This window comes from Duncaniella dubosii (assembly GCF_004803915.1).
Taxonomy (GTDB): Bacteria; Bacteroidota; Bacteroidia; order Bacteroidales; family Muribaculaceae; genus Duncaniella; species Duncaniella dubosii.
On the sequence record NZ_CP039396.1, the window covers coordinates 3,550,283 to 3,563,214 of the forward strand.

The 12,932-nt window shown below is 49.2% G+C and carries 14 protein-coding genes; 10 read left to right on the forward strand and 4 right to left on the reverse strand.

Annotation, left to right across the window (positions count from 1 at the left end; translation table 11 throughout):
- Window positions 1-379 precede the first annotated feature (379 nt).
- Window positions 380-568, forward strand: coding sequence for a hypothetical protein (locus E7747_RS15750; RefSeq protein WP_136416941.1), 189 nt, complete (start codon window positions 380-382; stop codon window positions 566-568).
- 10 nt (window positions 569-578) lie between these two features.
- Window positions 579-788 (forward strand): hypothetical protein, encoded by a 210-nt coding sequence (locus tag E7747_RS15755; RefSeq protein ID WP_123613322.1) that lies wholly within the window; start codon window positions 579-581, stop codon window positions 786-788.
- Here E7747_RS15755 and E7747_RS15760 read toward each other — a convergent pair.
- The 4 genes from E7747_RS15760 to E7747_RS15770 are packed head-to-tail and all read right to left on the reverse strand — an operon-like array spanning window position 770 to window position 3,068.
- The gene (locus E7747_RS15760; protein ID WP_317130235.1) at window positions 770-1,363 is read right to left on the reverse strand and encodes a GNAT family N-acetyltransferase; all 594 of its coding nucleotides are present in this window, start codon (window positions 1,361-1,363) and stop codon (window positions 770-772) included. The two genes, E7747_RS15755 and E7747_RS15760, sit on opposite strands and share 19 nt — an antisense overlap.
- Window positions 1,273-1,710: a hypothetical protein gene (locus E7747_RS17160; protein WP_228449207.1), complete on the reverse strand. Its 438-nt coding sequence runs from the start codon at window positions 1,708-1,710 to the stop codon at window positions 1,273-1,275. The genes E7747_RS15760 and E7747_RS17160 overlap by 91 nt, the downstream gene beginning before the upstream one ends.
- Before the next feature lie 54 nt (window positions 1,711-1,764).
- Window positions 1,765-2,388 carry an L-threonylcarbamoyladenylate synthase gene (locus E7747_RS15765; protein WP_136416945.1) on the reverse strand — a complete coding sequence of 208 codons (624 nt, stop codon included), beginning with the start codon at window positions 2,386-2,388 and terminating at the stop codon, window positions 1,765-1,767.
- On the reverse strand, window positions 2,385-3,068 hold the full coding sequence (locus E7747_RS15770) for a B3/B4 domain-containing protein (protein WP_136416947.1): 684 nt from the start codon (window positions 3,066-3,068) through the stop codon (window positions 2,385-2,387). The genes E7747_RS15765 and E7747_RS15770 overlap by 4 nt, the downstream gene beginning before the upstream one ends.
- 185 nt (window positions 3,069-3,253) lie before the next feature.
- Here E7747_RS15770 and E7747_RS15775 point away from each other — a divergent pair, with 185 nt between their 5' ends.
- The 8 genes from E7747_RS15775 to E7747_RS15810 are packed head-to-tail and all read left to right on the forward strand — an operon-like array spanning window position 3,254 to window position 12,922.
- Window positions 3,254-4,507 (forward strand): 3-deoxy-D-manno-octulosonic acid transferase, encoded by a 1,254-nt coding sequence (locus E7747_RS15775; protein ID WP_228449208.1) that lies wholly within the window; start codon window positions 3,254-3,256, stop codon window positions 4,505-4,507.
- The gene (locus E7747_RS15780) at window positions 4,492-5,364 is read left to right on the forward strand and encodes a lysophospholipid acyltransferase family protein (protein WP_136416951.1); all 873 of its coding nucleotides are present in this window, start codon (window positions 4,492-4,494) and stop codon (window positions 5,362-5,364) included. Before E7747_RS15775 ends, E7747_RS15780 begins: the two co-directional genes overlap by 16 nt.
- A 50-nt stretch (window positions 5,365-5,414) precedes the next feature.
- Window positions 5,415-6,152: a 3-deoxy-manno-octulosonate cytidylyltransferase gene (locus E7747_RS15785; protein ID WP_123613316.1), complete on the forward strand. Its 738-nt coding sequence runs from the start codon at window positions 5,415-5,417 to the stop codon at window positions 6,150-6,152.
- Window positions 6,153-6,171: 19 nt separating this feature from the next.
- On the forward strand, window positions 6,172-7,167 hold the full coding sequence (locus E7747_RS15790) for a glycosyl transferase family 90 (RefSeq protein WP_136416953.1): 996 nt from the start codon (window positions 6,172-6,174) through the stop codon (window positions 7,165-7,167).
- Between the two features lie 29 nt (window positions 7,168-7,196).
- A complete protein-coding gene (locus E7747_RS15795) occupies window positions 7,197-8,231 on the forward strand; it encodes a glycosyltransferase family 9 protein (RefSeq protein ID WP_136416955.1) in 1,035 nt (344 codons plus the stop codon).
- Between the two features lie 13 nt (window positions 8,232-8,244).
- Window positions 8,245-10,089: an LTA synthase family protein gene (locus tag E7747_RS15800; protein WP_136416957.1), complete on the forward strand. Its 1,845-nt coding sequence runs from the start codon at window positions 8,245-8,247 to the stop codon at window positions 10,087-10,089.
- Window positions 10,090-10,114: 25 nt separating this feature from the next.
- Window positions 10,115-12,109, forward strand: a complete 1,995-nt coding sequence (locus E7747_RS15805) for an LTA synthase family protein (protein WP_136416959.1) — start codon at window positions 10,115-10,117, stop codon at window positions 12,107-12,109.
- 15 nt (window positions 12,110-12,124) lie between these two features.
- Complete coding sequence (locus E7747_RS15810) at window positions 12,125-12,922, forward strand: glycosyltransferase family 2 protein (protein WP_123613311.1); 798 nt, start codon at window positions 12,125-12,127, stop codon at window positions 12,920-12,922.
- Window positions 12,923-12,932 lie beyond the last annotated feature (10 nt).

The window sequence follows — 12,932 nt, forward strand, 5'->3', positions numbered from 1 at the left end:
TGATTTTTTTATGTCGGTTCCGTCTGTTTCCGTCATTATTTTATACAGCTTGACAGAAAAGGGCCGGAAAGGTGCGATAATGCAAAAGCTGCAAAAAAATTCCCGTTGAGATTTTTCAAAAAAATTCGTAACTTTGCACCCACGGTCACAAAGACCGCCGTCTATGAACAAAACTCCACATTTTACCGGCGAGAAGCCGGCCGCAGTCAGAAATTACGCGTACAAAGAGAGTTGGAAGAGTACGCAATAATCTGCATCATGTAGTGGCCTGACCCCACGTAGCTATCTCAAGGTCAGGTCACATGTCTTCGTCTATCCCATATCGGCCGCAAGACTCCAATCAAAATCACACATATATTTTTCATCACCAATCCACCTTATGAACAATTCCAGATTGCTCACAGGGTTGCTCCTTGCAACCTTGGCGGGCGGTGGACTGTGTGTCAAGGGCAGTCAGCCTCAGTGGTCACTCTCGATGAGTTATTCACTGTGGCCGAAACCAACAGCACAAGAACGCATCACTGCTTTCATCGGCGATAACCGACACCAATACGGCCATAGACTGTGAGGTCTACGGAATGGTGCAGCGTCACGCTCTTGTCGTGTCAATGAAGGAAATCTACGGCTGGCTTCTCATAGTAGCGCTTGTGACGCTACTCGTCATAATCGTCAGCTACAACCGTGTGCGCCCCTCGGCCTTCTTCCCGAAATGGAGCACCATCAGGAAGATTTTCCGCCACAATGTAAGAATGCTTGAGAAAACCGACGGTCAGACATCCATCTCATAGATGTCGTAGACCACCGAGCGACCGCCGAACTCCTCTTTGTGATGAATCATCCCTTCGTTGAGATAACGTCCGGCGTCCTCATTTGAAATTCCGAAATCGAAATAATTGTTTCCGGGAAGGATATGGAGTATCAGGTCATGATAAATGACATCGGTAGCATACATATCCTTCCCTTTTTGCGTACATGCGGCATATTGGAGATGAATCACGCCACGGTCAAGGTATATGACCGCTCCGCCGAGCACTTCGCCGGCCGGATCTGTAGCGATGTAAAACCTGATGTTTTCAGGGAAACGGCTTTTCAGATAGTTAAGCTCGGCAGCTGTGTGTACAGGACGGGTGTTGTGGCGTAGCCTGCGATCCTCGATGACTATATCCCAGAACTCATCCGACGTGTCAGTCTCGCTTACACGTATGTCCCACTTGCGACGGCGCTTTTCGGCTCTTTTCCCAAGACGCGACGACGGAATCGGGTCGCGCAGGTTTATCGCGGTCGAAAGATTGCGGATGCTGAGGCGCGCATTGTTTCTGAACAGCGCATAAAGGTCCTCTTCCGCACCCTGACGGTGATAGATATGGGGATAGCCTTGTAGACGAGTTTTCTGATGTCTTCCTCGCGCAATCTCTCCCTCAGCAGACCAAACATCTCAAGAGGATCAACAGCCGAAGTGCGGACACTCATCACAAGACCGCCATAAGTCAGCCCCGCATGACTTGAAAGCACATTGCCTTCACGCAGTGTGGCCGGAAGAAGAGCGGCGACAGAGCCGTTGTCGTCAAGAAAAAGATAGGAATGATCGGGGAAACGGTCGGCATGATATTCCATGTAGTCACGTTTCAGCAGGAACGTGCCGTTTTTAGACATCTCCACAAAGTCATCCCACACCCCTTTCATCTCAGGGCTATATCTTACAATTTTCATTTCTCTCGCAAAAATAATGATTGACAGGATATTTTTCGTACTCAGCCCGGACTCTTACTGAAGTTCTCCGCACCCTTCTCGAATGATTTCAGGCGATGAACTGTCGGTAAGGTCTACCACGGTTGACGGATGGGGGTCAATGCCTACGTCGCCGTTAGAGCCTCCGTCGTCAATAAGCAGCGAAGCTACCCCCTCGAAAGTAGCGGCAAGCTCGTGGGCATCGAACACCGGCACTTCGTCATCGACTTTAAGCGACGATGAGAGAATGGGATGTCCGAGTCTTTCGGCGATAGCGCGGCTTATCGGATTATCCGGAACACGGATACCAACCTCCTTGCGGCCTTTGAACACCTTCGGAAGCGACGTGGCAGCCGGCAATATAAAAGTAAACGGGCCGGGCAGATTCGTGCGGAGTATGCGGAACGCCTCATTGTCGATGCGGGCATATTCGCTCGCCATCGATATACCGTCGCAGACAACCGAGAGCACCTGTTTCTGAGGATTCACACCCTTGATTTTACAAAGGCGCTCGATAGCGGAATTGTTGAGCGCATCACAGCCGATGGCATAGAGCGTGTCGGTCGGATATATGATGACTCCTCCGTCGCGCAGACAATCGACCACTTCGTCAAGATACCTGTCGTTGATGCTTGTTGGATAAATTCTAAGTGTTTTCATGGCTCACTATTTTTTTCAGGTTTGTAAATATCGACTTTTATATCGCTTGCGTCGGCATATTTTTCAAGCAGCGAGAGTGTTAGCGCGATCGTATCGTCAATCGGCATTTCCTCGCCGTAGACATTTATACACATCAGCAGGTTAGTTGTATCGAGACTAAGTTTCGTGCGCTCGTTATCGCTTGTCGGAGTTCCCACGCCACCGACCGCATCACGATAGACCGGCATGTGGGCTATGTTAAGCTCACCGCGCCCGATTCCCTCGAAGGGCTCACCTTCACGTCCCACTCCGAGAGTCATGACTCCGCCTTCAATCCTGTCGGCATCGAAACCGCCTATCGAATAACCGGACTGCAGTGAAACGAGATTTATAAGATCGACAAGGGTATTGATACGGTAAAGCTCCAACCCCTTTACCGCACGGCGCGACAAAGCCTCCGATGACGGACGATAGCGGTTCGGTTCTTTTCCGCAGGCCTTGTATGCCTCGCGTGTAGCCCTGATTGCAGGACGCTTGTTGATGTCGGCAAGCTCGGTCACTTCCCGAAGGTCGGCGGCCGCGCGTTCGATCATGCTCCAAAGTTCATCAGTTGTCGGACTGTTTTTGACTGTCGCCTCAATGGTTACAACCTGAAGCGCAGGGGCAGCCCCGGCTATTATCGGTTCAAATTTTATTTCCATGTTCTTCCGGTAGGGGTTTCCATTGCAAAATTAGCCAAAAATTGTTGAATTAATTCAAACATTTATCGTAATTTTGTAGTCTTAAACAAGGCGTCTCCGGCATTTTCCATCGCGACATCCGGCGGAGAGCCACTCATTTTTTATCCCTACCGACCGGCTTAATGCTTGAGATATATGATTTAGGAATGAGATTAGGACGGCGTGCAATCTTCGCAATCGCGAAGACGGTGCGTAGCGCTGAGCCATCAAAATTTATCCGTTTCGCCCGTGGACAGCGACAGGTGTCAGGCGAAGTGGACATCGTGGCAGAAAGGCTTGACTCCAAACGCCCTACGGTGTGGATTCATGCCGCATCGCTTGGTGAATTCGGAATAGCCCGTCCGATAATCAAACTCCTCAAAGACGAGTGTGACTGCAACATCGTAGTGACATTTTTCTCTCCCACCGGCTACGAGGCGCTTACGAAAAATATGCCAGAAGGCATTGACGGAGTGCTCTATCTTCCGTTTGACACATCGGCCAATGTAAGGCATTTTCTCGACACCATCCGTCCGGCATGCGCGGTGTTCATGGTGTCGGAATACTGGCACAATTATCTGACGGAGCTGCACAGACGCGGCATCCCGGCCTATCTCGTATCGTCGGTAATCCGTGAAAACGGGCCGTTTTTCAAATGGTATGGTCATCTCTTCCGTAAAAGCATCAGCTATTTCGATGAAATCTTCACTCTTAATGAGGAATCACGACAGCTGTTAGACAAAATCGGAGTCAGCGATGTCACAGTCAACGGCGACCCGCTGTTTGACAATGTAATTCTTGTCGCCTCCACTCCGTGGGAAGACAAGATCATCGAACGTTTCACGGATGGGCGAAAGGTGTTCATCGCAGGAAGCCTTCACGATGACGAGGATCTCAGACTGGTGACAACACTCGCAAACAGACATCGCGACACCCGTTTCATCATTGTCCCCCATGAAATCAGTCCGTCGATATTGCGCCACCTTGAAGAAAATCTCCAAGGGAAAACCGAGCTTTATTCACGCTGCACACCAGAGTCGGATCTGAGCGACACCCAGACTTTGATCATCGACTTTGTCGGGGCTTTAGCCTACATCTACCGCTATGCGACATGGGCGTATGTCGGCGGTGGCTTTACCCGTCTGCTCCACAGCGTGATTGAACCCGCCGTCTATGGCCTGCCGGTTGCATTCGGACCGAATGTGAACCGCAAGGCTGTCACACGCCGCATGATAGAACTTGGTATAGGCCGGATAACCGCAACTCCCGAAGCTCTCGATGAATGGTTCCGTAGCCTGAAGGACGATGACGAGGGCTTGCGTGAGATTGCCGACAAAGCAGCCGTCTATGTCAGCAAAAATGCCGGAGCTACGCGAAGGGTTGTCAATAAAATCAGACAGAATCTATGCGCGAAAAATTAAGATATGCACTTTACAGGGGAGCTTTCGGAGCGCTTTCGCTACTTCCGTTCCCGCTGCTATACGGACTGAGCGACCTGCTCTATCTCGTAATGGCGAAGGGTGTGAAGTATCGCCGCAAAGTCATACGTGAAAACCTTCGGAATTCATTTCCCGAAAAAAGCGAGCGCGAACTGCTTGATATCGAAAAAGATTTCTATCATCAGTTCACCGACAATATCGTAGAGACAATAAAACTGCTCAACATGTCGGACCGACAGGCCGACAAACGCATCACAGTCACCGGCGGAGAGATCGTCGACAGATACATCAACGATGGTCATCCCGTGGTGCTTTATCTCGGCCACTATGCCAACTGGGAGTGGGTGCCGTCGGTCGTGCGCCACTTCAAAGCCCCCGAATTCTGCGCACAGGTCTACAAGCCTCAGCACGACAAGGCTTTCGACCGCCTCATGCTAAAAGTGCGCTCGCGCTTCAATCCGGTTTCCGTCCCGCAGAAACAGGTGTTCCGCTCGCTCGTCCGCTGGCGCAACGAAGACCGTAAATTCATTGTCGGTTTCATTTCTGACCACAGGTCAAATCTCAACGTGTCGCACCACCGCACCACTTTCCTCAACCAGATGACACCTTTCAGCCCCGGCGGAGAGGAAATCGGCAACCGAATCAATGCTGCCTACCTCTATCTGGATGTCGAAAAGACCGGACGCGGACACTACCATTTCACAGTGAAGGAAATCTGCCCTGAATCCACAGAGGGCGATTCGCCCTACACGCGCCGCTATCTTGAGATGCTTGAGGACACCATACGCCGCCGTCCGGGACTCTGGCTGTGGTCACACAGACGCTGGCGCTATAAATAAGGTAAAGAAATTTCTGAAAAAACAACATATTAACCCGTAAACCCTGTCAAATGAAAATAATTTGTGTGATTCCGGCACGTGCCGAATCAAGCCGATTCTTCGAAAAACCCCTCGCCCTTATCTGTGGCAAGCCCATGATCCAATGGGTATATGACCATTGTAAAGAAGTCGAACTTTTCGAAGAGGTCTATGTAGCCACTGACAGTGAAAAAATCAAGGTCGCAGCTGAAAAGTTCGGTGCCAAAGTCGTGATGACACGTTCCGACCACGACACAGCCACTGAACGCCTCTACGAAGTATCGACCCGCATCGCAGCCGACCTATACGTAATGGTCAACGGCGACGAGCCTCTTCTCACACGCGAGGCCATCATTCAGTGTATTCCCGACGGACTCAAGGCTGATGACTTCTTCGTGTCAAACCTCATGACCGACTTCAGCAATCCTGTCGAGGTGGTCGATGCCACCAACCTCAAGATTGTGACAGCCAAAGACGACCGTTGCCTTTTCATCTCTCGTAGCCCTATCCCCTATCCCAAGGGTGCGATGGACTATGTGTTCCATAAGTTTGTTGGTGTCGGCGCTTTCACTCGCAAAGCACTCGATTTCTACCACAACACCCCCCGTGGCCCGATTGAGAAAATCGAGGAAAACGACTCGTTCCGCTTCCTTGAGAACCACATGCCAATCTACTACTACAATTGTCACTGCAAGTCGCTCTCCGTCGACAACCGCAAGGACATTGACGGCGTTGAAGCATATCTACGGGAACTAAACAAGCAAGCATAATAAGAAAACTTACGCGCAGATGAGAATCCGCACCGATTTCCGCTCACTCATTAAGGGCTATCAGCGCATATCGTACTACACGAAGAATTTCTCACGCTACATCCTTCCGGATGCACTTTTCAGAACCATATATGGTCTGAAGCTGAAACATCTGTCACAGGAGGAGCTTGACGAAATCGGCCATCGTGTGGACTACTATGCACGTTGCGCAGAGGGTTCGGAAGTCGACAGCAGGAATTCCGTGACTGTCGGAGGCTTCCGTTTTCCATGGAAGGCAAAGAAAAAACACACCACATATTTCTTTGACCTCTATGAATGCGTGAGATGTTTTCCCCAAAAACTGCGGTTCTCGTATCTGATGGGCGATGTGGCGTGGGACTTGCCTACACCGACATTCGCAAAGACCCGTCCTATCACGCAGGGCAAAAGCAACACGGTGATTCTGCCGCTCAACAAAGTGCGCCATTTCCGTTTCATCAACGACACGCGCAGTTTCCGCGAGAAGCGTGACATGATTGTGTTTCGCAACGTCGTGCGCAAGCAGCCCCACCGCGAGCTTTTCCTTGAGAAATACATCGACCATCCGATGGTAGATGCCGGACAGATTAACCGTGACACTAAAAATCCACGGTTCGTCAAGCCCTATATCCCTATGGAGGATCAGCTCGATTTCAAATTCATCGCGACAATAGAAGGAAACGATGTCGCGACGAATCTCAAATGGGTGATGTCGTCAAACTCTGTAGCCGTTATGCCACGTCCCCGCATCGAATCTTGGTTCATGGAGGGAAAACTCATCCCCGACTACCATTACATCGAAATCAAGCCCGACTACTCAGACCTCATCGAGAAGCTTGAATTCTATATTGCCAATCCTGAAAAGGCCGAAGCGATAATCCGACATGCCCATGAGTATGTCGACCGCTTCCGTGACCCGGACCGCGAGCTGCTGATTGCCCGGCTTACAGCCGGACGCTATTTCAGGCTCACAGGCCAGCTTCCACTTCACCCTTAATCCTATTCACCTCTAACACTTTACAAAGAATGGTATCCAAGCGCATGTTGATTATTCGGTTTTCAGCCCTCGGAGACGTGGCCATGACCGTGCCGGCCATATATTCACTGGCCACACGCTATCCTGACCTTAATATCGATGTGGTCACACGTCCATTCTTTGCGAGACTGTTCATCAACGCGCCGGACAACGTTAATGTAATAGGCGTGGATTTCAATAAGGATTACAAAGGGGTCGGAGGGACAATCCGTCTTCTACGCCGACTTGGCAAATTGAGGCCGGACTATGTTGCGGATCTCCACAATGTCTTGCGATCATGGATAATTGACCGATACTTCTGTCTTCGCGGAGTCAAGGTTGTCATGGTCGACAAGATGCGCGGGAAACGCTCGGAACTGTTCCGGACAGGACAACCGCAGCCTTCGTTCATCGACCGCTACGCAAAGGTGTTTGCCGAACTCGGCTATCCTGTCAGCCTGACGTTCAAGAGCCTGTATCAGAACCACTCCCCGGCTCTGCCGTTTGAGCCTAAGCACCCTGCAATCGGAGTAGCTCCCTTTGCCCGCTATTCAAACAAGACCTATCCCGAAAGTCAGATGCGCGAAGTCATCTCAAAACTGACAGCAGGAGGATATAACGTCTACCTGTTCGGCGGGAGAGGAGCTGAAGCGACCCGGCTGAAAGAATGGGTGGCGGCGACATCCGGCTGCACATCGCTCGCCGGAGAATATCCGCTCGAAGACGAGATAGCCCTCATGGGTGCGATGGATGCGATGGTCAGCATGGATTCATCCAACCAGCACATGGCGGCGCTTGCAGGCACACATGTCATCAGCATCTGGGGAAGCACCACTCCGGCATGCGGATTCATGGGCTACGGACAGGAGGCCGGAAGGGTGGTCTGCCTTAACATCGAATGTCAGCCTTGTTCGGTCGGCGGAGCTCCCGATTGCCCCAAGAGACATTTCGACTGCATGCGCAAACTGGCAGCCGACACCATAGTTGAAAAAATCCGTCAGACCGTAGAAGCCGCTTCGGCAACATCAGTTCCGAAACATTCATAAACCGACCGATATCATGACTGGATTCGTCTTATTCGCACTGATATATTTCATCTTCTGCACACTTTTTTTCGAGGTGATACAGAAGCCGTTTTTCGGATTGTACAACAGGCATGTCAATGCCGAAAAAACAACGGCCAAGGATATTGTGCAGGTGTACTCCCACGGACTTGTCTCCGACTTCATAATAGCGTCATATCTAACCGCATTTCCTCTGATTGTGAGCGCGATTCATACACTTCTGCCATGCTTCAACGTGGCTATAGTCCTGACAGTCTATAATATAATCATATCACTGGCAGTCGGGCTGATATGCGTGTCGGACACACTGCTATATAAATTCTGGAACTACAAACTTGATTCGTCGGTCTTTGTCTATCTCCGTTCACTCAAAGGCGCTTTTGCCAGTGTGTCGGCCGGTTATCTCGTCGCGGCATTCTCGGTTGCGTTCATAGTCGCAGGGATATTTTTCGCAGGGACACAGATAATCACGGTCAGATGTTCGGCAACGCTGCTTGACAGCTCATGGATGGTGTGGTGGAAATGTCTGCTGACATTCTGCATATTCATCGTAGCCGCAGGATGTCTGTTCGCAATAATACGCGGACTGAAAATCAGGCCCAACAATCCGAGCGTCGTCTACTACAGCAAAAATCCGTTTTTCAACCATTTGGCGCTCAATCCGGCCTACAATCTCATCTATTCGTTAGGCACAAAAGATGAATTCAAAGGCAAATTCCGATTTTTCGATGACAAGGAGTGTGAGGAAATAACATCACGCCTATTTCCGACATCCGGCCGTCCAAAAAGGAAGCTGCTCCGAACCGACAGGCCGAACATCCTGTTTGTCATCTGGGAAAGCCTCGGGGCGGAATTCGTACCCTCGCTCGGAGGCAAGGAGAATGTCGCTGTCAATGTCGACCGCATAGCCGCCGATGAAGGGATACTCTTCACCCGCTGCACCGCCGGAAGTTTCCGCACCGACCGAGGCCTTGTCTGTCTGCTAAGTGGCTATCTCGGGCAGCCAACCACGAGCGTGATCCGCTATACCCGAAAACTCCCTAATCTCCCCGCACTCCCGCGCAGACTGAAAAAGGAAGGCTATGTCACCACAGCCGTTCACGGCGGCGAACTGACCATCATGCACAAGTCGGACTATTATCTCGCCGCCGGCCACGACACTCTTGTCAGCCAAAAGGATTTTCCATCGTCAGCCCCGACATGCAAATGGGGCATACAGGACGGATACATGTTCGACTATATTTTAAATGACATCAAAGAGAAAACCGAAAGAGGCGAACGGTGGTTCACCACCTTCCAGACACTAAGCTCCCATGAACCTTTCACCGTCCCTTACAACCGTCTGCCTGACGATGAAGTAGGAAACTCGTTTGCCTATACCGACCACTGTTTCGGCGAATTTATCGACCGGCTCAAAACCACTCCGGCATGGGACAATACCCTTGTCGTATGCGTGGCAGACCACGGGTATAACGCTTCGCATAACCCTGTCTCACGTCAGAAATACGCCCACATTCCTATTTTGCTCACGGGAGGCGCTCTTGCCGAAAGCGGACGCATCGACACTCTGATGAGCCAGACTGACCTCGCGGCAACACTGCTCGGACAGATGAACCTCCCTCACGACGAATTCTTGTTCAGCCGCGACGTCCTTGCCGACTCCTACAGCGAACCGTTTTCGTTTCACACATACACCAACGGCTTCATGTTTACCGACGAGCGCGGTGTAACGATAGTCGACAACGTTTCCGGCGATGCTATCGAAGGATCTGATCCCGGACGTGAAAAGAAAGGACGTGCGATACTTCAGAAACTTTATGAGGATTTAGCCAACAGATAAAAAATAATCTTAACACATAGAACCAATGCAAACATATTACAGCTACAACTATAGAAGTGAACGATACAGATGGTTTGACTCAAACCCTGTCAGACTGATATCGAATCTTCTGTGGGTATATATATGTTACGAAATATGCCGTCTGGCATTCATCTTCGAGAACTGGAGTCTATATAGCGCGAATCTTTCGTGGCATACATTCTGGACTCTTTCGCTGGGAGGCTGGCGTTTCGACACTTCAGCCATATTCTATACCAATTCGCTTGTAATACTTCTCTACCTTTTTCCTTTCCACTTCAAAGAGAAAAAATGGTTCTGGATGCTGACCAAATTACTCTATGTCATCATCAATACGGCGTGTATAATAATGAATTTCGCTGATTCAGTCTTCTTCGAGTTCAGAAAGCACCGCACTTCGATGGCTATATTTCAGGAATTCAAGGGCGACAACAATCTCGGAGGAATAGTCGGCAGTGAAATCGCCGGACACTGGTATCTTGTGATACTCACCATCCTCATGACCATCTTTCTATGGAAGTGTTACCGAAAACCCGGCACACCTGTGAAGCCGCTCAAACGATACTATCTGACACAGGTCATATCACTCATCGTAATGACTCCGTTAGCGATTTTCGGCATGCGCGGAAACACATTCTTCACTGCCACCCGACCGATTTCGGTCAACTATGCACACAAGTATGCCAGTGAACCCATCCAGACAGGCATCGTCCTCAACACGCCCTTCTCAATAATCCGCACAGTCAACCAGATGGCTGAGAAAACGCCTATACTCTTCAAGGATGAAGCCGCTCTTTCAGCCGTCTACTCTCCGGTTCATGTACCCGCCGACTCCCTTGTAAAACGCGAGAAGAACATCGTGATACTCATAGTCGAAAGTTTCGCGCAGGAATTTGTCGGAGCGCTAAACAAGGATCTCGACAACGGAACTTACAAGGGATATACACCGTTTACCGACTCACTCCTGCAACACAGCATGTATTTCGAGCAGTCATTTGCAAACGGAGGTTTCAGCATTGACGCGCTTCCGGCTGTCATCGCCTCAATCCCACGCATGGACCGCCCGTTTGTATTATCGCCCCACTCCCTCAACCACATCAACTCGCTTGCGAGCGAGGTAAAAAAAATGGGCTACTCCACAGCGTTTTTTCATGGCGCTGACAACGAGTCGCTTGGATTCAACGCATTCATAAAACAGGCCGGAGTCGACAGATATTTCGGCAAAAACGAGTTTGTCGCCGACCCGCGTTTCGGCGGAATGAAGGAGTTTGACGGTAAATGGGGCATTTGGGACGAACCGTTCCTTCAGTTCTTCTGCGCCGAGCTCAGCAAGATGCCACAGCCATTTATGGCAAGCATATTCACACTTTCCTCGCATCATCCGTTTGCTGTTCCTGAAAAATACAAAGATGTTTTTGTTGACGAAGGTCTCCACAAGCTCCACAAGTGCATCAGATATGCCGATTATTCCATCAAAAGATTCTTCGAGAGCGCACGCAAACAGCCGTGGTTCGACAACACAATCTTTATCATCACAGCCGACCATGCAAGCAGCAAACGCACCCACGAAGTATATTTCGGTGAGGTCGGAGGATTCCGCATACCCATCATATTCTACGATCCGTCAGGAGAACTACCCCAAGGCCGTCAGCCCGGCATCGTCCAGCAGATGGACATAATGCCGACAATGCTCAACTATCTCGGCTACGACAAACCGTATATAGCATTTGGCAAAGATGTATTAAACACGCCGGTGGAAGACATGTGGGCTTTCAACTGGGATTTCTACCCTCAATATTTCAAGGGTGACTATGTCATGCGCATGGAAAACCAGCAGATTTCAGAAATCTACAATTACAAGAAAGATCCACTTCTCAAAGAAAACCTCAAAGGAAAAATGCCAAAGGACATCGAGCAGGATATGTTCAACCACATGTGTGCCCTAATCCAAAGCTATATGCAGCGCATGGATAAGGATGAAGTTAGTATCAAACATGAATAAAATTCTGTAATTATTATGCGTATCGCTCTTATTATGACCACATACAATAGACCGGATGCTTTAGATGTAGTTTTGGACAGTATCAAAAATCAGACTATACTACCTGATGAAATCCTTATTGCAGACGATGGTTCTGGAAATGATACAACCAATGCTATAGAACATTGGAAAGAAGATTCCACAATCGGATCGAAAATCAGACATATATGGCAACCAGATGAAGGTTTTAGACCGGGAGCTATACGGAATAAGGCTATAGCAAAAAGCACATGTGATTATATCATAATGATAGATGGAGACATGATGCTACATCCAAAATTCATTGAAGATCATAAAAAAGTTATTCGTAAAGGCTATGTCGTAAATGGATGTCGCGTACGTTTAGACGAGAAATTGACAAACAAAATCTGTGCGACCCATAAGCATAAGAATATTAATATTATGACAAGAGGTATTTTGAAAGATAGGATAAAGTGTATTAGATTTCGTCCGCTTTCAAAATTGTTTTTAGATAATTTCAAACCTCATAGTTATTATGGGATAGGATGCAATATGGCATTCTGGCGCAACGATGCAATAGCCGTAAACGGATTTGATGAAACATTCACAGGCTGGGGACACGAAGATTCCGATTTCTTATTCAGGTTAAGTCGCATAGGAGTAAAAAAATGTGATTTACGTTTTGCAGCTGTCCAATATCACCTATACCACACACAGAGAGGTAATGGTTCGGATAATCATATCATATTAAAAAACCGAAATTCAGAGGGAATAATAAAAGCAATCAAAGGTATTGACCAATATCTTGATTGAATCTATGATC

Coding starts and splice junctions, on each gene's coding strand:
- E7747_RS15750 (WP_136416941.1), top strand. CDS start 380: ATGAACAATTCCAGATTGCTCACAGGGTTGCTCCTTGCAACCTTGGCG.
- E7747_RS15755 (WP_123613322.1), top strand. CDS start 579: ATGGTGCAGCGTCACGCTCTTGTCGTGTCAATGAAGGAAATCTACGGC.
- E7747_RS17160 (WP_228449207.1), bottom strand. CDS start 1,710: ATGAAAATTGTAAGATATAGCCCTGAGATGAAAGGGGTGTGGGATGAC.
- E7747_RS15765 (WP_136416945.1), bottom strand. CDS start 2,388: ATGAAAACACTTAGAATTTATCCAACAAGCATCAACGACAGGTATCTT.
- E7747_RS15770 (WP_136416947.1), bottom strand. CDS start 3,068: ATGGAAATAAAATTTGAACCGATAATAGCCGGGGCTGCCCCTGCGCTT.
- E7747_RS15775 (WP_228449208.1), top strand. CDS start 3,254: ATGAGATTAGGACGGCGTGCAATCTTCGCAATCGCGAAGACGGTGCGT.
- E7747_RS15780 (WP_136416951.1), top strand. CDS start 4,492: ATGCGCGAAAAATTAAGATATGCACTTTACAGGGGAGCTTTCGGAGCG.
- E7747_RS15785 (WP_123613316.1), top strand. CDS start 5,415: ATGAAAATAATTTGTGTGATTCCGGCACGTGCCGAATCAAGCCGATTC.
- E7747_RS15790 (WP_136416953.1), top strand. CDS start 6,172: ATGAGAATCCGCACCGATTTCCGCTCACTCATTAAGGGCTATCAGCGC.
- E7747_RS15795 (WP_136416955.1), top strand. CDS start 7,197: ATGGTATCCAAGCGCATGTTGATTATTCGGTTTTCAGCCCTCGGAGAC.
- E7747_RS15800 (WP_136416957.1), top strand. CDS start 8,245: ATGACTGGATTCGTCTTATTCGCACTGATATATTTCATCTTCTGCACA.
- E7747_RS15805 (WP_136416959.1), top strand. CDS start 10,115: ATGCAAACATATTACAGCTACAACTATAGAAGTGAACGATACAGATGG.
- E7747_RS15810 (WP_123613311.1), top strand. CDS start 12,125: ATGCGTATCGCTCTTATTATGACCACATACAATAGACCGGATGCTTTA.